This window comes from Fibrobacter sp. (assembly GCF_045112255.1).
Lineage (GTDB): Bacteria > Fibrobacterota > Fibrobacteria > Fibrobacterales > Fibrobacteraceae > Fibrobacter.
This window is the reverse complement of the sequence record NZ_JBGUHR010000086.1, coordinates 114,560-137,926: the sequence shown is the minus strand read 5'-3', so window position 1 is coordinate 137,926 and position 23,367 is coordinate 114,560. Positions and strand designations below refer to the sequence as shown.

The 23,367-nt window shown below is 49.7% G+C and carries 19 protein-coding genes; 6 read left to right on the top strand and 13 right to left on the bottom strand.

From position 1 onward, the window contains the following. Positions 1-5: 5 nt before the first annotated feature. From ftsH to ACJMM9_RS11890, 4 genes are all read right to left on the bottom strand, one after another. A complete protein-coding gene (ftsH, locus tag ACJMM9_RS11905) occupies positions 6-2,096 on the bottom strand; it encodes an ATP-dependent zinc metalloprotease FtsH (protein WP_405327207.1) in 2,091 nt (696 codons plus the stop codon). Continuing rightward, positions 2,083-3,525, bottom strand: coding sequence for an ATP-binding protein (locus tag ACJMM9_RS11900; protein WP_405327204.1), 1,443 nt, complete (start codon positions 3,523-3,525; stop codon positions 2,083-2,085). The genes ftsH and ACJMM9_RS11900 overlap by 14 nt, the downstream gene beginning before the upstream one ends. 36 nt (positions 3,526-3,561) lie before the next feature. Then, a complete protein-coding gene (locus ACJMM9_RS11895; protein ID WP_405327202.1) occupies positions 3,562-4,482 on the bottom strand; it encodes a hypothetical protein in 921 nt (306 codons plus the stop codon). Between the two features lie 79 nt (positions 4,483-4,561). Continuing rightward, positions 4,562-5,599, bottom strand: a complete 1,038-nt coding sequence (locus ACJMM9_RS11890) for a hypothetical protein (protein WP_405327199.1) — start codon at positions 5,597-5,599, stop codon at positions 4,562-4,564. A 59-nt stretch (positions 5,600-5,658) separates the two neighbouring features. On the opposite strand from ACJMM9_RS11890, the gene ACJMM9_RS11885 reads away from it, so the two are divergent. The 3 genes from ACJMM9_RS11885 to ACJMM9_RS11875 all read left to right on the top strand — a co-directional run bounded on the left by ACJMM9_RS11885 (position 5,659) and on the right by ACJMM9_RS11875 (position 8,247). Beyond that, the gene (locus tag ACJMM9_RS11885) at positions 5,659-5,883 is read left to right on the top strand and encodes a hypothetical protein (RefSeq protein ID WP_405327196.1); all 225 of its coding nucleotides are present in this window, start codon (positions 5,659-5,661) and stop codon (positions 5,881-5,883) included. Between the two features lie 73 nt (positions 5,884-5,956). After that, the gene (locus tag ACJMM9_RS11880) at positions 5,957-7,495 is read left to right on the top strand and encodes a hypothetical protein (RefSeq protein WP_405327193.1); all 1,539 of its coding nucleotides are present in this window, start codon (positions 5,957-5,959) and stop codon (positions 7,493-7,495) included. A 2-nt stretch (positions 7,496-7,497) separates the two neighbouring features. Next, positions 7,498-8,247 (top strand): nuclease-related domain-containing protein, encoded by a 750-nt coding sequence (locus ACJMM9_RS11875; RefSeq protein ID WP_405327190.1) that lies wholly within the window; start codon positions 7,498-7,500, stop codon positions 8,245-8,247. Between the two features lie 119 nt (positions 8,248-8,366). Here the strand turns inward: ACJMM9_RS11875 and ACJMM9_RS11870 are convergent, their stop codons facing one another. After that, a complete protein-coding gene (locus ACJMM9_RS11870) occupies positions 8,367-10,640 on the bottom strand; it encodes an aconitate hydratase (RefSeq protein ID WP_405327187.1) in 2,274 nt (757 codons plus the stop codon). A 108-nt stretch (positions 10,641-10,748) separates the two neighbouring features. On the opposite strand from ACJMM9_RS11870, the gene ACJMM9_RS11865 reads away from it, so the two are divergent. Further along, positions 10,749-11,534, top strand: a complete 786-nt coding sequence (locus ACJMM9_RS11865; RefSeq protein ID WP_405327185.1) for a fibrobacter succinogenes major paralogous domain-containing protein — start codon at positions 10,749-10,751, stop codon at positions 11,532-11,534. Between the two features lie 31 nt (positions 11,535-11,565). Then, complete coding sequence (locus ACJMM9_RS11860) at positions 11,566-11,877, top strand: YbjQ family protein (protein ID WP_088639534.1); 312 nt, start codon at positions 11,566-11,568, stop codon at positions 11,875-11,877. A gap of 63 nt (positions 11,878-11,940) precedes the next feature. Here ACJMM9_RS11860 and trpA read toward each other — a convergent pair whose 3' ends face one another. Continuing rightward, positions 11,941-12,693, bottom strand: coding sequence for a tryptophan synthase subunit alpha (gene trpA, locus ACJMM9_RS11855; RefSeq protein WP_405327181.1), 753 nt, complete (start codon positions 12,691-12,693; stop codon positions 11,941-11,943). A gap of 5 nt (positions 12,694-12,698) precedes the next feature. After that, a complete protein-coding gene (gene trpB / locus ACJMM9_RS11850; protein ID WP_405327178.1) occupies positions 12,699-13,970 on the bottom strand; it encodes a tryptophan synthase subunit beta in 1,272 nt (423 codons plus the stop codon). A gap of 584 nt (positions 13,971-14,554) precedes the next feature. Between trpB and ACJMM9_RS11845 the strand changes: the two genes are divergently transcribed. Then, positions 14,555-15,502, top strand: a complete 948-nt coding sequence (locus ACJMM9_RS11845; protein WP_405327175.1) for a PD-(D/E)XK nuclease family transposase — start codon at positions 14,555-14,557, stop codon at positions 15,500-15,502. Between the two features lie 73 nt (positions 15,503-15,575). On the opposite strand, the gene ACJMM9_RS11840 is transcribed toward ACJMM9_RS11845, so the two are convergent. The 6 genes from ACJMM9_RS11840 to ACJMM9_RS11815 all read right to left on the bottom strand — a co-directional run bounded on the left by ACJMM9_RS11840 (position 15,576) and on the right by ACJMM9_RS11815 (position 23,338). Then, the gene (locus tag ACJMM9_RS11840; protein ID WP_405327172.1) at positions 15,576-17,126 is read right to left on the bottom strand and encodes a bifunctional indole-3-glycerol phosphate synthase/phosphoribosylanthranilate isomerase; all 1,551 of its coding nucleotides are present in this window, start codon (positions 17,124-17,126) and stop codon (positions 15,576-15,578) included. A 111-nt stretch (positions 17,127-17,237) separates the two neighbouring features. Further along, on the bottom strand, positions 17,238-18,200 hold the full coding sequence (epsC, locus tag ACJMM9_RS11835; RefSeq protein WP_405327169.1) for a serine O-acetyltransferase EpsC: 963 nt from the start codon (positions 18,198-18,200) through the stop codon (positions 17,238-17,240). Positions 18,201-18,303: 103 nt separating this feature from the next. Beyond that, entirely contained in the window at positions 18,304-20,046 is a 1,743-nt protein-coding gene (locus tag ACJMM9_RS11830) for a SufS family cysteine desulfurase (protein ID WP_405327166.1), read from the bottom strand. Next, positions 20,033-20,995, bottom strand: coding sequence for a family 2A encapsulin nanocompartment shell protein (locus ACJMM9_RS11825; RefSeq protein ID WP_405327163.1), 963 nt, complete (start codon positions 20,993-20,995; stop codon positions 20,033-20,035). Before ACJMM9_RS11825 ends, ACJMM9_RS11830 begins: the two co-directional genes overlap by 14 nt. 165 nt (positions 20,996-21,160) lie before the next feature. After that, positions 21,161-22,639 carry a thiazole biosynthesis adenylyltransferase ThiF gene (thiF, locus tag ACJMM9_RS11820; RefSeq protein ID WP_405327160.1) on the bottom strand — a complete coding sequence of 493 codons (1,479 nt, stop codon included), beginning with the start codon at positions 22,637-22,639 and terminating at the stop codon, positions 21,161-21,163. A 294-nt stretch (positions 22,640-22,933) separates the two neighbouring features. Then, positions 22,934-23,338, bottom strand: a complete 405-nt coding sequence (locus ACJMM9_RS11815) for a Mov34/MPN/PAD-1 family protein (RefSeq protein WP_405327157.1) — start codon at positions 23,336-23,338, stop codon at positions 22,934-22,936. Positions 23,339-23,367 lie beyond the last annotated feature (29 nt).

Below are 23,367 nucleotides of genomic sequence, written 5' to 3'. Positions count from 1 at the left end.
CGACCTTATTCGTTTTCCTTCACAGAATTTGTAGCGGTTTCGTTGCCTGAAGCAGGGGCTGGCTGCACGTCGGTAATCGGGGCTACCGGCGGTTGGTCACCCGGATCAGGCGGCGGAGTGTTTTCTTCTTCGCGCTTTTTCGCGAGTTCTTCCATGGCCTTGTACTGGCGGCTCTTCTTTGTACCGGTGAGCTTTTCGCCAGCCATGACCTTGTCGATTTCTTCGCGGTCGAGCACTTCAAATTCAAACAGCGCTTCGGCGAGGTCGGTGAGCTTGTCCTTGTTTTCTTCAAGGAGTTGCCTTGCCTTGTTGTCCATGCGCTTGATCAAGTTGTTGATGGCGTTGTCGATCTTTTCGGCCATCATTTCAGACATTTCCTTCGGCTTACTGATTTCGCGTCCGAGGAACACTTCGCCATCGGCGCGGCTGTAGCAGACCGGTCCGATTTCTTCGTCAAAGCCCCATTCCGTCACCATCTTGCGGGCAAGTTCAGTAGCGCGCTGGATGTCGTTACTTGCACCCGTGCTCTGGTGGTTGAAGAAGATGAGTTCGGCGAGACGGCCAGACATCATGATCATGATGCGTTCTTCGGCGTATTCGCGGCTGTAGCTGACCTGGTCGCGTTCGGGCAAACTCATGGTCACACCGAGAGCGCGTCCGCGAGGAATGATCGTAATCTTGTGGAGCGGGTCCGAGTGCTTGCAGAGAAGCGTCATGAGGGCATGGCCTGCTTCATGGTAAGCGGTGTGGCGCTTTTCTTCGTCGGTCATGAGAAGCGTACGGCGTTCTGCACCCATGCTGAGCTTGTCGCGGGCTTCTTCAAAGTCGAGCATCGTCACTTTCTTGTTGTTGAACCTTGCGGCGAGGAGCGCTGCTTCGTTCACCAAGTTTTCGAGGTCTGCACCGGCAAGTCCCGGAGTTCCCTTGGCGACCGCCTTCACATCGACATCATCGCCAAGAGGCACCTTGCGCTTCTTCAAGTGAACCTTCAAAATTTCTTCACGGCCCTTGAGGTCGGGGAGGCCCACCACGATCTGGCGGTCAAAGCGGCCCGGGCGGAGGAGAGCCTTGTCGAGCACATCCGGACGGTTCGTGGCTGCAATCAAGATCACGCCTTCGTTGGCGGTAAAGCCGTCCATTTCCACGAGCAACTGGTTCAATGTCTGTTCGCGTTCGTCGTGACCGCCACCGAGACCTGCACCACGCTGGCGACCCACGGCATCGATTTCGTCGATGAACAAAATGCACGGAGCGTTCTTCTTGCCTGTTTCGAACAAGTCACGTACGCGGGATGCACCCACGCCAACGAACATCTCCACGAAGTCAGAACCGGACATGCTAAAGAACGGTACACCCGCTTCGCCAGCAACAGCGCGGGCGAGGAGCGTCTTACCCGTGCCCGGAGGGCCAACGAGCAAAGCACCCTTCGGGATGCGGCCGCCGAGCTTGTCGTACTTCTTCGGGTCCTTCAAAAATTCAACGAGTTCCTGCAAGTCCTGCTTGGCCTCGTCGCAACCGGCAACGTCGTTGAACGTCGTCTTCTTCTGCGAGTTCAGCTGGCGCACCTGGCTCTTGCCAAACGAGAACGGGCTCTTACCGCCACCGCCCATCTGACGGCTCATCATGATGTAGAAGAACGCAATCAGCAAAATGGCGGGCAAGAATGCGACGAGTGTATCGATCCAGGTGGTCGATTCGTGAATGACCTTGACCTTCACGTTCTTGAAAGCTTCCCAAGTCGAAATCTGCTCGTTTGAAATCTCGAGCATGTGGCTCTTGAAATGCTTGTTCTTGGTGTCGGTGCTATTGCGAGTGAACCTGGCGAGCGCGCTTTGGCCCTTCTTGGCCTCGGCAATTTCTTCCGGGGACATCTCATAAGCGCCTTCGATAATCACGCCATCGGGAGTCTTCTGGAGTGTAAGTTCAGTAATGACCTTGGTCGAGTCGCCCATCATGGCTAAAAATTCGGTACGGGTGATATCCTTGCTGGAATCTTTCCCGGTCATGGGGAACATGACGAAAAGCATGAGGAGCATGATGAGAACAATGATAAAATTCTTGTTCTTAAACGGAGCTGGCTTCTTAGGTTGATTCATTATAATCCTTTTCTTTCTTCTCGCAAGATACAAATTTTGCGGCTGAAAGCGCGTCCTTGAACTCGCAAATCCAGACAGTATGCGCTATTTTGACGATGGAACGCCTGCGGTAAACCGCCCGGACCGGAATTTTCACGTGGGCAGGCTCCTTAGGGCCGTAGAAAAATCCAATCGGGAACCGAAATCCCTTTTCCGTGAGCCATAACCGGAACAATTCGGACAGATCCGCGTTCGCGTATCCGCGTAGAATTTTATTGAGTTTTTTCTTGTCTAATGAGACGAAAGACGAAAGACGAGAGACGAGAGACGTGTCATCCTGAGCGGAGTGTAGCGGAGTCGAAGGATCCTTGTCATTCCCGCCAGAGCCTGTGCTGAGCGAAGTCGAAGTAAGCGGGAATCCCCTTGTGTCATCCTGAGCGAAGTCGAAGGATCTAGAGCATTTTGCCATCACTTTCGCATACGCCTTGTCGGCAAGCCCCGCAATCTTGCAAAGCTGTTTGATTGCCCCCGGACATTCGCGTTCCAGATTCGGCAAAAACTCGTGCCTAATCTTGTTTCGTGCGAACTTCACATCCGCATTGCTCTCGTCTTCGCACCAGCTTAAACCATTCTCGCGAGCATACGCGAGGAGGTCGCTACGTGTGACGCTCAAGAAAGGACGATAGATGAGAATGCAGGGAATGTCATGCCCGCCTTGATCTCTTTGATCACTTAGTGCTTTAGCACTTATGTGAGCATGATCCGCGTATGGGGAGGGCATCTCCTTCTTGTCCTGAATCGCCCTTACTTCTTGAATCCCGCGCAGCCCGGCAAGCGTTGTTCCGCGCTTGATCCGCATATACATCGTCTCCGCCTGATCCCCCGCATGATGCGCCGTTACAATCGCGATAGGGTTGTAGGAGACGAAAGACGAGAGACGAGAGACGAGAGAAATGTCATCCTGAGCGGAGTGTAACGAAGCCGAAGGTCCTTTGTCATGCCCGCCACCGAGCGGGCACCTCCCTTCTTCTTTGTCATCCTGGAGCCTCGCAGAGGCGATAGGATCCAAAGCATAATGGACTCTATCGCCAGTCGGCTCCAGAGTGACAATGCTTTTCACAATTTCTGTTAGCGCTTTATACCTTGCGTCTCGTGCATTTTCTTCGAGCGAACCTTCAGCACCTTTCAGCGCCTCTCCATTCAAACGCTTCAAGAAAAATGGAATGTCGTGCGACTTTGCAAATTCTTCCACAAATTTTGCATCGCGATCCGCCGTCCCTTCGCGCAGCCCGTGATGCACATGTGCAATGCCGAGCCATTCGATGCCGATCCGATCAAGGTTCTTGATAAAATAATGCGCCAAGCAAATAGAATCCAAACCGCCCGAAACTGCAAGCAGCAGGCGTTTGAAATCATGACGGCGAATATTTTCAATTAAGTCGAAAGACAAACGGAGAAAACCTCGACATCAAATCTAAAAAATAGATTAACGTTTCATGGCTCTGCGTCGTTCAGGTTTTCGTATTTCTTGCTTTGTTGAATCATGCTCCGAATTCGTCTTCATTTCTACGAATATTTGAGGCAGACGGTCGTTGCATTTTTCCTCTACATCTGCAGAGTCGTTGAATGGAATTAAGGTTAATCCTAGATTGACGATTTCTAGTGCGTTGGAAACTTTTTCCGAAGTGTTCCCGAGTTCCAATGAACGAATCTTTTTCTTTTTGAAGTCTAAAATATCAATACCAAATGTGTATCCGTCCAACGCAAAACCCAGTGTGTATTCCCTGCGATATTTCTCTGCCAATTTTTTGAGTTGAATCAGCGTTGCTTTTTTCTCTTGAGGCAAGGGTTCCCACTGGCAGATATTTCGCGGTGTTGCTTGTACAGATTGAGTGTCGTGGCTTGCCGAATCTTCAAAAACAAACGTTACACCGGCGCACATTCTATATTGTTTGCAATAAACGATTGAATCTTCGTTGGAACCCGCTACGTGCTTCCCGCGCATAGTGATGGTGTAATGGTTATTGCCCCATGCATCAGCGTGATTTATTTTCACCTCGTAGTCATAATTAGCGTTGTAGAGACTGTCTGGCAAGGCTTTGTCATTTATATAGCCGAAAGGTTCCCTCAATTCGTAATACTCAAAAGTCGTGAGCAACAAAAGAGAACAGGGGAGGATTAGAATTGCTGTGAGACAAAGGATAAATTTCTTATTGCTGAAATAGTAACCGACTGCAATTGACGCACTGAACAAAATTGCGAGTGCGCTACAGATTATGAAAATGTATATAAATGTAAAGGAACAGACAAAAAGTAAATAGCATAATACAACTGACGGAATTGCCGCTAAAATAATTTTCAGTTTCTTTTTTTGATCCTTGAATTTTACCGTAAAAATCAATGCCAAAAGGCTCGGCAAAAAAATGCAGAGCCCGTAAATATGTGGATCATCTGATATGATTAATTTGAAAATTTCGAGCATGCTATTAATTGTTGTGAACCTTAGCAAATGGGCTTAGTAAATTCTTCGTTTCTTCTGTGACAAGAGATTTTGTGCATTCGTAATACTCATCTCTGTTGTCCATTTTGAAGCCTTCTACAGGACCTTCTTCATAGTAGAATTGTTCCTCGCTTTTATCGCGATCGCTCAACAGAAATTCTGCGCTTTCTTCTTTGCACATTTTTTCGTTGATATTTCCAAAACGTTCATGTCTTGTGCATGTTTTACCATTACTTGAAAAAGTTTCAAAGTAATTCATGCCTGTTGAATCAAATTTTGCATAGCCGTCAACTTCAAAAACTTGATTACCGATAGAAAAAGAAAACCTTTCAACTGGATTTGGAGTTTGATGTGAAATCTCCTTGATGACTTGAGTTTTGAAAAGAGAGTCTATGTAAAGGTCCCCGATATCAAATCCCAAATTATCATCAAGAATATGTCCGTAATTTGCACCAAGCTCAATTGCGTTGTCTATACTCACTCTAGTCGTGCTATATAGAGAGTCTGGAGTGATTGTAAATGTTCGTGTTATACCGCTCAAGCTAGCAATGAATTTTGTGCATTTTATTTCTGTTTCGCCGAGAATCCTTTTGCAACCGGTAAGTTCCCATACACCATAAATACCGTTGTGGTTATTGCTTAAAGACAATGTTTCAACATTTCTGTATGCGTCAAGAAACTGTTGCTCATTGGGATCTTCAGAAACTTGTTTTTCTGTTGGTCCTATCCAAAGAGAATCTCCAACAACCCTAAATGAACTGGGCTCTAGTGATTTTAGATTTTCTTCCCATGCAAAAGTTTTTGTATCGGGGTGGTAATTGCAGGAGTATGTCCCTACGTATGCTTTTTTTGTGTTCTCCTCAAATCTGAACGGAGTCACAAACGTATAACCTTCGCCGATATCAACATTTGACTGAGTTGATGGTTTTGTGGTTTGAGTATTGTCGAGACCCGATGTCGGATTGTCGTCGCTGCAAGCGACGAATATGAACATGCCAAATAAAACTGCGTAAGCCTTTCTCATATTAAAACCCTTTTTTATTTAACGGTAATATATTAAATTTATTCATTAAGGAGGCTGTCATGGCTAAAAAGAAAGATAAAGCGTTCAGCAAGGTTGCTGAAACCGCCAAAGAAAGCGATATAATGCGCATGCGACGCATAGACGGCTCCCAAAACGGAGCCACGTTACGGACAAGAGTTGTCCGAGACAAGACAAAGTACAATAGAAATTTGAAACATAAGAAATCCTTCGCAATAGATGCGGGGGATTTCCCTTTTTTATGGGGTGCGGTCGTATGTGAATGAATCCATATAGAATTTCATATTTATATTTGTAATGAGATTTTTTATTTAGCAAAAAAGGTTTCTTATGCGGTTTGTGCTATTTGGAATTTTGAGCATTGCGATGGCGCTCGGTGCCTGTTCTCAATCGGTCTCGTCAACTGAAGATGATGATCCTGCTTCTTTAAATGGTCCCAAGAAAAATAAGGTCAGCTCCAGTAGCAGAATTAATGAAAAAAGTTCATCGAGCCGTTCCACGGAAAAATCTGACGAAGAAGATTGTTCTGGCGAGTCGGGTGAACCTTGGGATGGAACGACCGCAAAGGATTTCGCCTGTGGTACTGGAACTAAGCTTAGTCCGTACATCATTTTGACGGCTGAACAGCTTGCTCGCTTGTCTTTCTTGGTAAATGCGAGTGAAAAGGCTTATAGCGGCAAGTATTTCAAGCTCGGTGCAGATATCTTGCTCAACAAGGGAAAAGTTATTGACAGCAAGGGCGCTCTTGTTGCTGATTCGGCGAAGCTTCACAAGTGGACCCCTATCGGTAATTCAAGTGTGTCCTTTGACGGCAACTTCGATGGCGACGGTCATACTATAAGTGGCATGTTCATTAACACGACAAGTACGCACAATGGGCTGTTCGGAAATAGCCAGGGAACCGTGCAAAATTTGACCGTGGACAATTCTTGGGTGTATGGTGGTAAATATACAGCAGGAGTTGTGGGTTACAATAGAGGTACGGTAAAAATAATCTCTAATTATGCAAGTATTACAAGTTTAAATGGTCCTGTTGGTGGAATTGTTGGTGGAACAGAAGACTCTTATGGCAATGTAAACGTATTAGATAGTTTAAGTAATTGGGGCGTCATAAAAGGAAAAACTGATGTTGGTGGTGTTTTGGGATTTGTTGATAGAATAAAGTTGTCTTATTCGAAAAATTATGGTTTGGTTGAAGGTGAAAAATATACGGGTGGTATTTGGGGGGGGGCTCAATCAACTACTATCGATGCTTCTTATTTGGTTAATTATGGTAAAATTATTGGGCGGATAAATACAGGTGGATTAGCTGGTTATTGTGGGCATTATGGTCTAGGCTCCAAATATTCAGCCAAATGTGGAACCCTCAAAAATTTGAGAAATGAAGGCTCTGTACAGGGGGAGACGTATGTTGGTGGTATTGCAGGCTCATTTGGTGGAAAAGCAAGTTCAATAAGTAATGTAGCTTCGATTTTAGGAACAAATTACGTTGGTGGATTGTTTGGCAATGCTGATTTTTCAACAACCAACTTGATTTACAATACAGGTAATATCTCAGGCTCTCAGAATGTTGGTGGAATCGTTGGGTATAATCAGGAGGGCGTTACAAGTTCTGCATATTCCACCGGTAAAGTCGATGGAGATTCCCTAGTTGGTTTGATGATTGGCTACAACTACAATACCACGATGGCTGATTACTACTACCTAGAACGTGGCAAGCAGGAACCTTTTGGCCTCAATAACGGCGGTGGAGTCGCAACGCCAAAAACTGAGGACGAAATGAAATCTAAAGACTTTGCCAAACTTCTCGGAGATGAATTTGTCTATGAATCCGGCCTAAATGACGGCTATCCTGTCTTTAGCTGGGAAAAAGAGTAATTATGGGAAAAAAATTTCGTACGCATGTTCAAGGCGAATCGCTTCAAAAGAAAATTGATGCTGATTATGAATCGTTTTATGGCCTTTTGACAATGTGTTTAGCATTCTTTTTATTGACGTTGTATATATGGTTGTTTTACTTAGGCGTTTGGGATATAACACTGGGGCTTGCGATAACATTTTCTGTATTCACGGTTCTCCTGATTATCTATTCTGTTCGCAAGACTTTAAAGCTTGTTAAACATATGCGTAATTGTTATAAGGGCATGGAAGGCGAGCGTTTGGTTGGTGAAATGTTAAATAAGTTGAGCTGTGATTCTGTCCGTGTGTTCCACGATGTTTGTGGCGATTGTTTCAATGTCGATCATCTGATTATTAGTACTCGTGGAATTTTTACCATAGAGACGAAACATTACGATAGAAAAAGGGGGTATAAGTTTTTGTATCAAGATGGTAGATTGTTGTTTAATGGGCGTGTTTGCAAAACTCTTTTGAATCAAATGGATGGCGAAGCAAACTTTATTTCTGAAAAACTTGAGTCGCTATGTGGACGGAATTATCCTGTTCAAAAAGTTGCGATTATTATTGGGGCGTATATTGAGAACCCTGCGAGGGATTTTTCAAAGTATTGGATTTTAAATGAAAGCGGTTTCCCAAAATTTTTTACGAATGCAAAGGAATCGCTTTCTCTTGACGAAGTTCGCTCTATTGCCAATCAAGTGACAGAGTGGCTTAAAGTTTCTGTGGATTAGTTGAAAATTTCGAAATTCTAAAAAAATCCATCGAATTTTCCGATGGATTTTTAATGCTTAGGATGATGAGCGGCGCACTCGCGATGGCCTATGCTGTTGATGGGAATGCGCCGGATCGCTTACTTGTTGTTGGCGCGGATCAAGTTGAGGGCGGAGCCTGCCTTGAACCATGCCCACTGCTGTTCGTTGTAGGTGTGGTTGAGGGCGATGTTATCGACCGAGCCATCCTTGTGGTGTGCAACGAGCGTGAACTCGGAACCCGGAGCGAACTTGGTGAGACCAACGATGTCGAACACATCCTGTTCCTGAATCTTGTCGTAGTCGGCGGCGTTCTTGAAGGTGAGGGCGAGCATGCCCTGCTTCTTGAGGTTCGTTTCGTGAATGCGGGCGAAGCTCTTCACGATCACGGCCTTCACGCCGAGGAAGCGCGGTTCCATGGCGGCGTGTTCGCGGCTGGAGCCTTCACCGTAGTTTTCATCACCGATTACGATGGAGCCGACACCTGCTGCCTTGTACTGCTTGGCGAGTTCCGGAACTTCCTTGTAGCTGCCGTCGTTGCTGAGCACCTTGTTGGTTTCGCCGTTGAAGGCGTTCACGGCGCCGATGAGCATGTTGTTCGAAATGTTTTCCAAGTGACCGCGGTAGTTGAGCCACGGACCAGCCATAGAAATGTGGTCGGTGGTGCACTTGCCCTTGGCCTTGATGAGGATCGGGGCGCCTGCGATGTCCTTGCCGTCCCAAGCACCGAACGGGGCGAGAGCCTGGAGGCGCTTGCTGGTCGGGTTGATGGAAACGGTGATGTTGGAACCGTCAGCTGCCGGAGCCTGGTAGCCAGCGTCCTTCACGTCGAAGCCCTTCGGCGGAAGTTCGCACTGTTCCGGCGGGTCGAGCTTCACGGCCTTGCCTTCGTTATTCACGAGGGTGTCGGTCATCGGGTTGAAGCGAATATCGCCAGAGAGGGCGGCAATCACGGCCATGAGCGGGGAGGCGACGAAGGCGTGCGTGTTCGGGTTACCGTCAGCGCGCTTGGCGAAGTTGCGGTTGAAGCTGTGGACGATCGTGTTGAGTTCCTTCTTGTCGGCACCGGCACGGTCCCAGCGGCCAATGCAAGGACCGCAAGCGTTTGTCATAATTGTTGCACCGAACTGCTTGAACAAGTCGATGAGGCCATCGCGTTCAGCAGTGTAGCGAACTTGTTCGGAACCCGGGTTGATGAGGAGCGGGCACTTCGGGGTAAGACCCTTGGCGAGAGCCTGCTTGATCATGTTGGCAGCCATGTAAAGGTCTTCGTAGCTGGAGTTCGTGCAAGAACCGATGAGGGCGGCACTCACGACCGGAGTAGATTCCGGCTTCGTTTCGGTAGCCTTGAGGCTTTCTGCCATGTCGGTCACGGCAAATGCGCGGTCCGGGCTGAACGGGCCATTGTAATGCGGAACGAGCGTGTTGAGGTCGATTTCCACAACGCGGTCAAAGTACTTTTCCGGTTCGGCTTCAACTTCCGGGTCGGCCTTGAGGTCGGCGGCAATCTTGTCGGCGGCGTCAGCGACGTCGGCACGGCCTGTGGCGCGGAGGTAGCGGCTCATGGAATCGTCGTAGCTGAAGGTGGAGCAGGTGGCGCCCACTTCGGCACCCATGTTGGCAATTGTTGCCTTGCCGGTAGCGGAGAGGCTGCGAGCGCCTTCGCCAAAGTATTCGATAATAGCGTTCGTGCCACCCTTAACTGTGAGGATGCCGGCGAGCTTGAGAATGATGTCCTTAGCCGTTGCAAAGCCCTGGAGCTTGCCGGTAAGCTTCACGCCGATCATCTTCGGGTACTTGAGTTCCCATGGGAGGCCGACCATGGCGTCCACAGCGTCTGCACCGCCCACGCCAATCGCGAGCATACCGAGGCCGCCAGCGTTCACAGTGTGAGAGTCGGTACCAATCATCATTCCGCCCGGGAATGCATAGTTTTCGAGCACCACCTGGTGGATGATGCCTGCACCCGGGAGCCAGCAGTCAATGCCGTACTTGGCGGAGACGGACTGCAAGAAGTCGTACACTTCCTTGCTTTCTTCCTTGGCGCGCGGGAGGTCCTTTTCGACACCTTCGCGAGCGATAATCAAGTGGTCACAGTGCACAGAACTCGGTACAGCCACGCGGGACTTGCCTGCAGTCGTGAACTGGAGGAGGGCCATCTGGGCGGTTGCGTCTTGCATGGCTACGCGGTCCGGGTGGAATTCGGCAAAATCAGCGCCGCGCTTGTAGGTTCTGTTTTCTGCGCCATCGATCAGGTGGCTGTAGAGAATCTTCTCGGCGAGAGTGAGCGGGCGGCCAAGCTGCTTGCGGGCAACAGCGACGCGTGCAGGAATGCGGGCGTATGTGGCCTGGATCATGTCGAAATTAAAAAGCATAGTTACCTCATGAATTTTTCGAGCGAAAAGATAGAAATTTTAAAAACTGGGGAAAGGGGAGAATGTGTAAAAGCGGGATGCGTACAATTTTGTATTTTCAATGTAACCATGTCTGTAATATCTACGCCCCCAAAGGTGCTTTTTAAGCTCCTGAATTGGTTTCTTGGTGCCGCAGCTTTTGCTTGCGTTACCTGTGGCGGTAATTCTTCTATATCCTTCAGCGATGAAAGCATTTACGATGCCGAAAAAAATACTTTGACCGATCTTCGCGATGGGCAAGTTTATCGTACAACGACAATCGCTCCCGAAGGAACGGGCTATTCCAAAGTATGGATGGCGCAAAATCTGAATTACCGCTATAATCTGAAGTCTTTCAATGGAGGCGTTGCCGATACGTCTAGTTATTGCGTCTATAACGATCCGGAAAAATGCAAAACGCTGGGGAGGCTTTATACTTGGCCTGCCGCCATGGATAGCGCTGCATTGTTCAGTACCGATGGCAAAGGTTGCGGTTATACGAGGGACTGCAAGGCAAGCGAGGTCGTTCGCGGTGTATGCCCGAAAGGTTGGCACCTCCCTAGCATGGAAGAATTTGAAGCTTTGCTAAAAGCGGTGGGCGGCAGTTCTATCGCTGCGTTAAAGCTGAAAGCGACTAGCGGCTGGACGGAGAATGGCAACGGTGCGGATACTTTCGGATTTGCGGCGTTGCCGGCTGGTTACAGGGATGCCGATGGGCATTTCGGTTTTCAGGATAGCAGTGCGTATTTTTGGAGCACGACTGAAGTCTATTTCGCTAATTCGTACTTTATGGACATGTATTTCCGCAACAACTCTGCTGATATCCTTGGTGAGAACAAGGATATTGCTTTTTCTGTCCGTTGCGTGAAAAATTGATTTTATATTTAGACCTATAATTGGAGGACGTATGAAACTTTATACAACAGATTATATCACGGGCAAAGAAATCGAAACGCTTCAAATGGTAAGAGGGAGCGTGGTTTTTAGCAAAAATGTTGTGCGTGATATATTTGCGGGACTCAAGACTCTTGTGGGTGGTGAAATCGCAGGCTATACTGAAATGCTTAACGATGCTCGTAATATCGCTATTGGACGTATGGTCAGCGAAGCAACTGCTATCGGTGCCGACGCAATCGTCAACGTTCGTTTTGCAACAGCCTCGGTGATGGCTGGTTCCGCAGAAATCATCGCCTACGGAACTGCCGTAAAATTCAAATAAAAAATGTCGTATGGATAAATTCCATACGACAAATTTCAATCCCAAGAGGGGTTGCGCGGGGCTTTACTTCCCGGCGATTTCTTTGGCTTTTGCTTCGATTTCGGCGATAGCCTTTGCGCGGCCTTCGGCGGTGTCTGCGTTAGCAAGCACGATGTTTACGAACACGGAACCCGCGACCACAGCATACACGTGCTTCGAAAGCACCTTGGACTGTTCGCCATTGCGAATACCGAATCCGCCGAGAACCTTGGCGCCATGCTTGCCGACCGTGTCGATAAAGTCGAGCGTGTCCTGGTCAATCGTCGTTTCGCTACCGGTGGTACCAGCGCGGAGTGCGGCATAGATGTACTTGAAACCGGCGGAAGCCATTGTTTCGAGGCGTTCCTTGGTCATGCTCGGAGCGGCAACTGGAATGTTTTCGAGACCGTGCTTCTTGCAAGCTTCGGTGAGGCCTTCGTCATGGTCAAACGGCAAGTCCGGAATGATGCATGCAGAAACACCTGCGTCCTTGCACATCTTGACGAAATTTTCGACGCCCGGTGTAAAGGCGAGTGAGCCGTAGGTCATGATGTAAATCGGCGTTTCGGGGTGGCGTTCGTGAATCTGCTTCACGATGGCGAGGCCCTGCTTGGTGGAATAGCCTTTTTCGAGGGCGATGGTGGAGGCGGTCTGGATGGCCGGACCGTCTGCGCTCGGGTCGCTAAAGGCAAGCTGGATTTCGAGGATGTTGGCGCCACCCTTCACAAGAGCGTCGGCGATGGCGATAGAAGTTTCAGCGTCAGGAAAACCCGCAATAAGATGAGACATTAAATTCATGGTGATTACTTCCTTGTCATAATTTCGGCGTCGTGGATGTCTTCGTTGTTGTCAAGGCGCTTGAGTTCTGCCTTGAGGAATTCCTTCCACTTTTCGGGACGGAACACCGGGCTTGTGATAAAGATGTCCTTGTCACCGCGACCACTCATGTTGATGACGAGCGCCTTGTCCTTCGGGAGTTCCTTTGCAATCTTCATGGCGGCGGCACCGGCGTGAGCGCTTTCGAGTGCGAACAAAATGCCTTCGTTACGTGCAAAGAACTTGACGGCTTCCAAAGCTTCCTTGTCGAGAATTGCCGTGAATTCCACGCGGCCGGATTCGCCGAGGGCGGCGAGTTGCGGGCCAATGCCCATGTAGTCGAGACCTGCCGAAATGGAGCGCGTCGGCATGGATTGACCGTCTTCGTCAATGAGGAAGCGGCTCTTGTAACCCTGCACGATGCCTTCGCGGCTTGCGTTACCCGTCATGCGGGCTGCGTTTTCGCCGACGTTCGGGCCAATGCCGCCTGCTTCTGCTCCGATCAGGCGTACGTTCTTGTCTTCGATAAACGGAGTGAACACGCCGATGGAGTTGCTACCGCCACCCACGCAAGCGACAACGGCTGCGATGTCGATGTTGCGTTCTGCGGCCTGGCGCTTGACTTCTTCACCGATGATGGACTGGAATGTACGAACGATATCCGGGAACGGGGCAGGGCCGAGTGCAGAACCGAGCACATAGTGCGTGTTCTGGAAGTTTGTGGCCCAGTCGCGCATGGCTTCGTTCACGGCATCCTTGAGCGTGCGGCTACCGCTCGTGACCGGCACGACCTTTGCACCGTACATTTCCATCGTTGCTACGTTCGGCTGCTGACGACGAACATCGACTTCGCCCATGTACACGACGCATTCGAGGCCGAGCTTAGCGCAAGCGGCTGCAGTGGCGAGACCGTGCTGACCGGCGCCCGTTTCGGCGATGATGCGTGTCTTGCCCATCTTCTTGGCCAAAAGGCACTGACCGATAGCGTTGTTAATCTTGTGGGCGCCCGTGTTGGCGAGACCTTCGAGCTTGATGTAAATCTGCGCACCGCCCAGAAGCTTGGTTGCCGTCGGGGCAAAGTACAGCGGCGTTTCGCGGCCAATGTAGTCGCGCTGGATGATGCGGAGTTCTTCGAGGAATTCCGGATCGTGGATGTACTTGTTGAATGCCGCTTCGAGGTCGTCGAGCGGGCGGCGGATGATTTCGGCAACGTACTTGCCGCCGAACTTGTCAAAGAAACCGTTATTAGAAGTAATCATAGTAGGTTCTGGGTTTAGGTTTAAAATTCGAGGCTTTGGCTTTCGCCGCAATCCAGAAACCAAAAAAAATCGGCTTCCGGAGAGTCCCGAAAGCCTTTTACAAACACTTGATGAAATCAGCAAACCGGACTCTATTTCGTAGAGCCCCACCACCAACGGTTGAAACGGATTACTGCGTTCATCTTCATGTCATAAAATTTAGGAAGCCAATATAAATTTGGCAAGGGAATATGGAAAAATTGCTATAAAAAATAGGCTTCCGATAACGCACGGAAGCCATTTTAGCAAACACTTGATGAAACCAGCGAATCCGTTCCGTTTTACGGGAACCCCTCCCGCAAGCGGTCTGAGTGGATTACCGATTTCACCTTTACGTATATCAATATATAATGTAAGTTGTTGATTGTCAATAGGTTACGATAACTTTTTTGTAAATTTTTAGTATGAATTTGGGACTGTATAGAAAAAGCCTATCTTGTGGTTTAAAAAAATTTTACGCAAAAATAGTGGAATAATTTCTTTAAAAAAGCGTGTTAATGTAATAGGTGGGGAAATGCTTCCTTACCATTATATAAGGACTTAAAATGATAAGAGAAGAATATGCGCTTTTTCTTAATGGACTCAAGAATGTTCTGAATAAAGGTGGTGACGTAGATGCTTATATAAAGCAGTATGAAAATCGGAACGTTTACTTTTATAATGACGCCTGTATCAAGAAAATTCTAGCGAGCGAGAAAAATCTTATGCTGACGACGGACCTGATTAATGCGGCGTTGAACCTTGTCGGTTCAGACCGTATTGAAAATCCGAAGCTCGTGAACCCATATGTTCCGGGCGAACTAGGGCGTCGGAGTATTGAACCTGACTTGTTGCTGACGAATGAGCGGGGGGGTGAAATCCCGCGTGACCGTATTTCGATTGAAATCCAGCATGAAAATCACAAATCTTTGTACAGCGATCGTTTGGTTTTCTGCGTTGCCCGCCTTACGAATAACATGGTGTCAAAAGGGGCTGTTCCTCAATTGGAGAACTTGCATGTGATTAGTTTTCAGTTTTTCGACACTTTCAAGGATTCACCGAATTACCGTCATACGGTTCAGTTGCGCAATCAGGAGCATATGGTTTATTTTGACCGCCAAACGGTCACTTTAGTTGAGGTGAGCAAGTTCTTGAGGCTGTCGGAGAAGTTCGCAAGCGACAATTGCCGCATAGCACTGTGGCTCCGCGCGATTGATGCGCTGAATCGCGAAGCCGATTTCAGTAGGTTTGTGGGCGACCCGGTGTTCAATGTGTTGCAAAACGAAGTGAAATTGAGTAATTTTAGTCCTAGATATATGTCGAATTCATGGATGAAAGATTATGATGATGCTGTCCTCAGGTATGAGGGCTTTCTCGATGGTGCTCAAGATAAGGCTCGTGAAATGGCAACGAAGATGCTGTTGAAAAACAAGCCCTTAGCTGAAGTTGTTGAGTTTTCGGGGCTTCCAGAATCAGAAATTCTTGAAATCAAGGCGTCCCTTGATCGAAAGTGATGAAAATAAAAAAAATTATGAAAAAGCCTATCTCTGCGGATAGGCTTTATGCTTAATTGCGATTTCCTGATTGCTATTTTGCGGCGATTGCTGCAAACAGAGCTTTCATCTTGTCGTGATTCTTGATGCCGGGGGCGTCTTCGATGCCGCTAGAAACGTCGATGAGTTCGGGGTGGAACTTTTCGCAGATTGTGGCGACATTTTCGGGATTGACTCCGCCGGCGAGCCAGAGCGGGGTGCCGCTTGCTTTTTCGCGGAGAAGCGATTCGGGGATAGTCTTGCCGGTTCCGCCGGGAATGCCTTCGACCTTAGCGTCCAGCAAGATGCGAGGTTCGCCGTTTTTGCGGAGACCTGCGACGTAATCGAAATCTTCGGGGGCGCCTACGCGGGCCGCGCAGTAATAGGGAAGGGCGTTGCAGGATGCGGCTGCGTCGGAATTGTGCGGGTCAACGCCGTGGAACTGTACTGCGTCGAGGATGCCTTCTTGGGTGAGCTTGATGGCGGTTTTGCCTTCGACAGAATTCGGGTCGGTAATCACGCCTACGAGAAGCGGAGATCCGTCCTTGCGAACTGCGCGGAGCTTGGTCGAGAATGACGTTACGAATTCTTCGGTGGTGAGTCGCTTGGTGGTGCTGAACACGAATCCGAGCATGTCGGCGCCGAGTTCGGCGGCGAGGAGACCGTCTTCTTTACGGGTGATGCCGCAGATTTTTACGAGCGGGCGGTGCGCATTTTGCGATGAGGCTGCGCGAGTCTCGTTATGAGCAAATTTGCGCTCGGCGAATTTTTTCCAGAACTGCCCGCGGGCGTTTTCGCAGCCGCTTTCGAATGCGCTGACCACGTCTTTTGCGAGCGGCGGATTCTTGGCAACGGCTTCACCGACAAGAATTCCCGTGAATCCGAGATTGCGGGCGTATGTCGCGTCGGCGGCGCTCAGAATGCCCGATTCAAAAACGGCTTTGGCAGGAAGCTTGCTGCGGACGCTTGCGGGTATCAGCGGGTCCGTGTGGAATGTGGCGAGATCGCGAGAATTGACGCCTGCGACAATCGTCTTGGCGGCAGCGTCACCGAGTGCGGCTGTCACGACGGAGAGCTTGCGGAAATCGTCTTCTTCGCGGACTTCAACGAAAGCCTGAATGCCAAATTTCTGAGCGCGCTCGGCCATCCTTACGAGCTGAGCGTCATCCAAAATTCTTGCAATCAAAAGTACGGCGTCGGCACCGCAGCGGTAGGCTATGTCAATTTCGTCTTCGAATAAAAGGAAATCTTTGCGGAGAACAGCGCAAGTGTGCAAACCCTGCTGACGGCGGCGTTCCATCAAGTCTGCCACGGCAATCAGGTCACGGAGTGAACCTTTGAAAAAGTTCATTTCGGTTAGCACAGAGACCGCTTGAGCGTGTGCTTCGGCGTAAGTTGTTGCGAGTTCCACCGGATTCAGATTCGGAGCAATGTCTCCCTTAGATGGCGATGCTCGTTTGACTTCGAGAATGGCTCCTGCGTTACCGAGAAATTCTGTATGACCGACGCGGCGTACTTCAGGAATTTCAATATCGAAATTCAATCCAAGTCGTTCAATGTCTTCGCGACGCATACGCACGATTTTCGACAAAATATCTTCGCTCATACTAGTTCCTTACGTTCGGTTCAAGGGACGATTGCTTATTCTTTTACAATGATAGAAAAAAGAGACGCCCCGTCGAGGCGGGGCGTGACTCATCCTATAGTCTTCTTCCTGCTAAATAATATAGTACCACTCGTCGCTTTGTTGGAGTTCTTCGGTCTTGTGCTTGCTATTGGTGGTAGAAACGTAATCCATTTCAAGATTCTTGAGGCTTACGCGAGTGTTGGCATCAATGGATCTTGTAATGAAGGCGTTACCGCCGATAATCGCGTTTTCGCCAACAACAGTATCGCCGCCGAGAATGGAGGCTCCTGCGTAAATAGTGACGTTATCCAAAATTGTCGGGTGGCGCTTTTTGCCGGAGAGTTTCTGTCCGCCTCGAGTTGAAAGTGCGCCGAGTGTGACGCCTTGGTAAATCTTGACGTTCTTGCCGATGACAGCTGTTTCGCCAATCACAATGCCTGTGCCGTGATCGATAAAGAAATATTTGCCAATGGTTGCACCCGGATGAATGTCAATGCCCGTTTTAGAGTGTGCGTATTCGGTCATGAGTCTCGGGAGAACCGGAACGTGCAAAAGGTAAAGTTCGTGGGCGATGCGGTAAATTGTTGTCGCCATGAGGCCGGGGTAGGCAAGAATAATCTCGTCGAGGCAGCCGGCAGCGGGGTCGCCGTCAAATGCGGCGTGTAAATCAGTTTCCAGGAATTCGCGAATTTGCGGAATCTTGGCGAAGAATTCCTTACAAATTCTATAGCTTTCGATTTTGCGCTCGTCCGAGGTCATGGTGCCGCGGAGTTTACAGTAATCCAGCGCGATTGACACCTGCTTATGAAGGTGATAGAACGTGTCTTCGATAATGACTGCGAAGCTGTTCTTGGGATTGTAAATCTTATGCGTACGATCTCTGAAGTGCCCCGGATAAACAACTCGAATCAGATTTTGCAAAATCGTCTGGATTTCGGCCTGGTCGGGTCGATTGTAAATATCGATATTGTCGATATGCTTGCCGCGATTGTAATCTTCGAAAATAATTTGTACGGCTTTTTCAACTTCAGATTCTTGGATAAGTTCGTGCATAAGGTCTTTGATTCTAAGTAAAAAAAGTATAAGGAGATCCCCGGTCAAGCCGGGGATGACAAGGTGTTAGGTCTTATCTAAAACCTAACACCTGTTGTCTAACCTACGCGAATGTCTTCAACGCTCTTACGAGGGCGTCGATGTCATCCGGTGAGTTGTACAATGCGAGAGTGGGTCGCACGGTACTTTCGTAGCCGAAATGGCGGAGAACCGGCTGAGCGCAGTGATGCCCGGTGCGAACGGCAACGCCGTAAGCGTCGAGTCTCTTGCCCACTTCTTCGTCGGAGTAACCGTCGAGCTTGAAGGCAAGCGCAGAAGCTTTGTTGAGTGCGGTTCCAACAAGGTGGAGACCCTTGACAGTCTTCAATTCCTTAAGGCCGTACTGCAACAGTTCATGTTCCCAGCGGAATACACACGGCATACCGATTTCGGAGAGGTACTGGAGGGCTGCACCGAGGCCAACAGCGTCGGCGATGCTTCCGGTTCCTGCTTCGAACTTGTTTGGAATTCCGTTGTAAATCGTGCGTTCGAAAGTGACGTCTGCAATCATGTTGCCGCCGCCATGGTAAGGTCTTGCTGCTTCGAGCAATTCCTTCTTGCCATACACGACACCGATACCGGTCGGAGCAAACACCTTGTGTCCAGAGAATACGAAGAAGTCTGCGTCGAGGGCTGCAACGTTCACCGGAATGTGAGCGATGGACTGAGCGCCGTCAATGAGGATTCTCACGCCGTGTCTATGAGCGATGGCGATGAGTTCTTCAATCGGGGTCACAGTGCCAAGCACGTTCGAAACATGCGTCACGGAAACGAACTTGGTGCGCTTCGTGAACAAAGCTTCGTAATCGTGGAGCTTGAGCTGACCGGTAGAATCGCACGGAATCACCTTGATGATTGCGCCTGTTTCTTCGGCAATGAGCTGCCAAGGAACGATGTTGGCGTGATGTTCCAGGATGGAGACGATGATTTCGTCACCCGGCTGGAGCGTCGGCTTCACGTAGGCGTTTGCAACCAAGTTAATAGCTTCGGTCGTACCGCGAACGAAAACAACTTCCTGCGAGGACGGAGCACCGATAAAGTCACGAACAATGTTACGTGCATTTTCGTATGCGTCTGTCGATGCGGCCGCGAGCGTGTGTGCGCCACGGTGAACGTTCGAGTTTTCGTTTTCGTAGTAGTACTTGAGGCGGTCAATGACTACCTGCGGACGCTGCGTCGTTGCACCGTTATCGAGCCAGACAAGCGGATGACCGTTGATCTGCTTCGAGAGAATCGGGAAGTCAGAACGAATCTGGGCGAGTGTCTTGGAACCGATGCGGATGGAATCGTTGCGAGAATTTGCACCGCTGTTTGCAGAACCGGTCTTCACGGAATCGCCACCGAGGGAAGTCGGTGCATCGATCTGGCGGCTAGTTTGGGCGGCCTGCGTCTTGGACACGACCTTCGGGGAGTAACCCTGGGCCGGTGCGGGGGCTGTCGGGATGTCGCTCAGCTGCGATGCAAACTGCGATTCAGGAACCGCAGGGGCTTCAACTGTATTGAGCCAGGTGTCTGTAGAACTTCCGCCGTAGGCAAACGGAGCCGAAGATGTCGGCTGGTCGCCATAGGTCGCAAAGGGATGTTCCCAGTCGAAGGCTGGAGTTTGGCTAATGGCAGCGGCACCTTGTGCGGCGCTCACACCCTGGGCTGCAGAAGCGTTCTGCGCTTCGGGAGCGGCGGGGGTTGCTGCGTAGGCACTGTCCGTCAAATCTGGAAAGTACGCGTTAGCCAATTGCTCCAGTTCAGCCGCATTGGGAACTCCGGCGAGTTCTTCCAGCGATCTGGTTTCTGGATTATTCGTAGTCATAGTATTCGCCAACCTCGACATCTTCTAACACGGCGATAGCGTCGTCTGCGAGAATTGCGGCAGAGCAGTACAGAGACAAGAGGTAGGATGCAACGCCCTTGTTGTCGATACCGCGGAAGCGCACAGAGAGGCCACGGGAGTGTTCGTTCTTGAGACCGGCCTGGAAGAGACCGATAACGCCGCGCTTGGCTTCGCCAGTACGGACGAGGAGAATGTTGGTCTTGCCACCCTGGGACTTCGGATTCTTCACGCCATCGACAAGGAGCTTGTCGGTCGGGACGAGAGGAATGCCGCGCCAGGTGAGGAACTTGCCACCGGCGATGTCAACGACGACAGGCGGCACGCCACGGCGGGTGCATTCGCGTTCGAAAGCGGCGATAGCACGCGGGTGGGCGAGGAAGAAGGACGGTTCCTTCCAAACCTTGGAGATGAGTTCGTCGAGATCGTCCGGAGTCGGGCGGCCGTCGGCACGGAGCGGCTGGATGCGCTGGGAGTCAGCGATGTTCTTCAAGAGACCGTAGTCATCGTTGTTGATGAGCTGGCTTTCCTGGCGTTCGCGGAGAGATTCGATAGCGAGACCGAGCTGTTCCTGAACCTGATCATACGGGGAACTGTAAACGTCTTCGATAGCGGTGTTGACGTTGATGATCGTGGAGATGGAGTTGAGCTTGTATTCACGCGGTTCGGTTTCGTATTCAACGTAGCCTTCCGGGATAATGTCAGACTTCTTGGTTGCGCTGCAGAGAACGTCGAGCGGTGTCTGGCCTTCGACGACCTTGTTCACGCGGAAAAGACCGGTTTCGAGACCCTTGAATTCAAGGAACTTGGTGAGCCACTTGGGAGTGAGCGCGCCAAATTGCGGCTTGGTCTTGGTGACGTTCGCCAGGTTGTAAGCGGCCTTGGCGCCGAGGGCATTAATGCCCGTGTTCTTTTCTGCTTCATTTGCCATAATGGTTTACCTCTTATTGTTTGTTGTGTTTAAGTCCAATAACTCTATTTCCCTAGTAGTTAGGTATAGAAAGTTAGAAAAAAATAAGCTTATCTTGTTGTTACGAGAATCTCACGTTGCCGAAAAAATTTTTTGACATAGCTTTTCCCTATTCAAAGCCCAACGTTATAACCAAGCGCCTTCGTGCGAGAACATGATGTCCTTCATCGCGTCGATGCCGCCCTTCAGGTTGTACAGAGGGCCGGTGTAACCCGCTTCGCGCAAGGTGTTGATGGCAAGTTCGCTGCGCTTGCCCTGCTTGCAGACGAAGATGGTATCCTTGTTCGGGTCGAGTTCCTTTTGCCTGCGGACGAGCTGTCCAATCGGAATCACGATGGCGTTCGGGAAGCGCAAAATCGCGCGTTCGTGCGGTTCGCGGACATCCACGATGGTCATATCGTCGCCATTTTCAATGCGCTTGGCGAGTTCTTCAGGGGTGAATCCTTCCACAGGAGTTTCGTTTGTGGTTTTCAATCCGCAAAGTTCTTCGTAGTCGATGTCTTCGACGTTCGTGATTGTCGGGTTGTTACCGCAAATCGGGCAGTGGCAATCGCGATGAACTTTGAGAATTCTTGATGTCAGGTACAAGCTATCCACGTGGAGAATTTTGCCGTTCAGGTGTTCGCCGATGCCCAAGATGAGCTTGAGCGCTTCGTTTGCCTGGATGCTGCCGATGATGCCCGGGAGCGGGCTGATGGCGCCACCTTCTGCGCAAGAGGGGATGAGCCCTGCTGGTGGAGGAGACGGGTATTGGCAACGCAAGCACGGACCACCATCCAGGTTGAAAATGCCGACTTGACCTTCGAACTGGTAAATCGCGCCGAACACAAGCGGAATGCCATGCAGAGCGCAAGCATCGTTGATCAGGTAGCGAGCCTTGTAGTTGTCCGTGCAGTCGATGACGAGATCGTAGCCTTCAATTTCGGCTTCGATGTTCGATGCGTCGAGCTGTTCCTTGACGGCTTCGAAGACGATATTCTTGTTGATGTTTTTGACTTTGTCCTTTGCAGAGGCGACTTTCGGACGCTTGACGTCGCGTGAACCGTGCAATACCTGGCTTTGCAAGTTTTCGAGTGAGACTTCGTCAAAGTCGATGGCTTTGATGGTGCCAACGCCTGCGGCGGCGAGATACTGGATCACTGGGGATCCGAGTGCGCCAACGCCAATGACGACGACTTTTGCTGCCTTGATGCGCTTTTGGCCCTTGACGCCGATGTCTTTAAGCATCAGGTGCTTGCCGAAGCGTTCGATTTCGCTATCTTCAAAAGCGATCGCCTTGCGTCTTTCGTCAGAAATCAAACTTTCGACAGGTGCGCTTTGCGATTCTTCGACCGGTGCGCCGCCTGCGATGGCGGGCAAGAGCAGGATTTCGGAATCGTCTTCAAGTGTGGCGTCCCAGAGTGTATCGACGTTCAAGTTCTTGCCGTTGAGGTAGATCTTGATGAAACTTCTGAGCTTGTTGTTTTCATCAAAAAGGACTTTTTCTCCTTCTGGATAAGTACTTGTTAAATTGGCGAGCGCCTTTCTGACCGTGTTTTCGGGAACGCTAACCTGGGCGTTTTTCCCGAAGAAATTCCTAAGAGTTGCTGATATATATATTCTCACTTTTTTCTCCGTACATTAAAAAGTGGTTGTTCCGTACAAATTTTCCCACAATACTTGTAGGATTTTTTTCATGCCGAAATATAGAACGCAAATTGTAATTTGTCCAATACTTAATTTTTATGCGCTCTTATTGATTTTTTCTATAGCTGACGACGTTTAGTTATCTTTGGTTATTGCTATTGTGGATTGCGCGGGGAACTTCGCCGCAGTAGACAGTAGGTTGTAGGAAATTGGATGTCATCCTGAGCGAAACGTAGTGGAGTCGAAGGATCCAGTGACGTTCTTTTCGCGATGTCATGCCGAACGCCGATCCGGCATCGCCTTCTTGTAGCTCTTCACGTCCACGACTTCGCCGTTTTGCACGGACATGATGACGTATTCGAGGCCGGGTACCATGTACTCGTAATCCTCTTTGGAGAGGATGGCGGGGCAGTCGGGGTGCGAATGGTAAACGCCGACAATCTCTAGGCCGCGCGGCTCAATTTCTTGCTCCACGTGGTAAAGATATAGTGGGTCTATTTTGAAATGGGCGGCTTTTTGCCCTTGAAACTGGTTGGGGGCTTCGCGAATTTCGGTGATTTCGATTTCGCTCTGTTCGGACTTTTTACCCACCAAAATGCCACAGCATTCGTTCGGATATGCTTTTTGGGCAGCTAAGGCCATTTGTTCTGAAATGTTTTTACTATATTTGGCCATCATTAAAATTTCCCCTATAAAAAGCGCCCCCG

What these genes read in the sequence shown, in the direction of transcription:
- ACJMM9_RS11870 (WP_405327187.1), bottom strand. Translation starts at nt 10,640, where the DNA reads ATGCTTTTTAATTTCGACATGATCCAGGCCACATACGCCCGCATTCCT.
- ACJMM9_RS11840 (WP_405327172.1), bottom strand. Translation starts at nt 17,126, where the DNA reads ATGAGCGAAGATATTTTGTCGAAAATCGTGCGTATGCGTCGCGAAGAC.
- ftsH (WP_405327207.1), bottom strand. Translation starts at nt 2,096, where the DNA reads ATGAATCAACCTAAGAAGCCAGCTCCGTTTAAGAACAAGAATTTTATC.
- ACJMM9_RS11890 (WP_405327199.1), bottom strand. Translation starts at nt 5,599, where the DNA reads ATGAGAAAGGCTTACGCAGTTTTATTTGGCATGTTCATATTCGTCGCT.
- trpA (WP_405327181.1), bottom strand. Translation starts at nt 12,693, where the DNA reads ATGAATTTAATGTCTCATCTTATTGCGGGTTTTCCTGACGCTGAAACT.
- epsC (WP_405327169.1), bottom strand. Translation starts at nt 18,200, where the DNA reads ATGCACGAACTTATCCAAGAATCTGAAGTTGAAAAAGCCGTACAAATT.
- ACJMM9_RS11860 (WP_088639534.1), top strand. Translation starts at nt 11,566, where the DNA reads ATGAAACTTTATACAACAGATTATATCACGGGCAAAGAAATCGAAACG.
- ACJMM9_RS11830 (WP_405327166.1), bottom strand. Translation starts at nt 20,046, where the DNA reads ATGACTACGAATAATCCAGAAACCAGATCGCTGGAAGAACTCGCCGGA.
- ACJMM9_RS11885 (WP_405327196.1), top strand. Translation starts at nt 5,659, where the DNA reads ATGGCTAAAAAGAAAGATAAAGCGTTCAGCAAGGTTGCTGAAACCGCC.
- ACJMM9_RS11815 (WP_405327157.1), bottom strand. Translation starts at nt 23,338, where the DNA reads ATGATGGCCAAATATAGTAAAAACATTTCAGAACAAATGGCCTTAGCT.
- ACJMM9_RS11875 (WP_405327190.1), top strand. Translation starts at nt 7,498, where the DNA reads ATGGGAAAAAAATTTCGTACGCATGTTCAAGGCGAATCGCTTCAAAAG.
- trpB (WP_405327178.1), bottom strand. Translation starts at nt 13,970, where the DNA reads ATGATTACTTCTAATAACGGTTTCTTTGACAAGTTCGGCGGCAAGTAC.
- ACJMM9_RS11845 (WP_405327175.1), top strand. Translation starts at nt 14,555, where the DNA reads ATGATAAGAGAAGAATATGCGCTTTTTCTTAATGGACTCAAGAATGTT.
- ACJMM9_RS11865 (WP_405327185.1), top strand. Translation starts at nt 10,749, where the DNA reads ATGTCTGTAATATCTACGCCCCCAAAGGTGCTTTTTAAGCTCCTGAAT.
- ACJMM9_RS11825 (WP_405327163.1), bottom strand. Translation starts at nt 20,995, where the DNA reads ATGGCAAATGAAGCAGAAAAGAACACGGGCATTAATGCCCTCGGCGCC.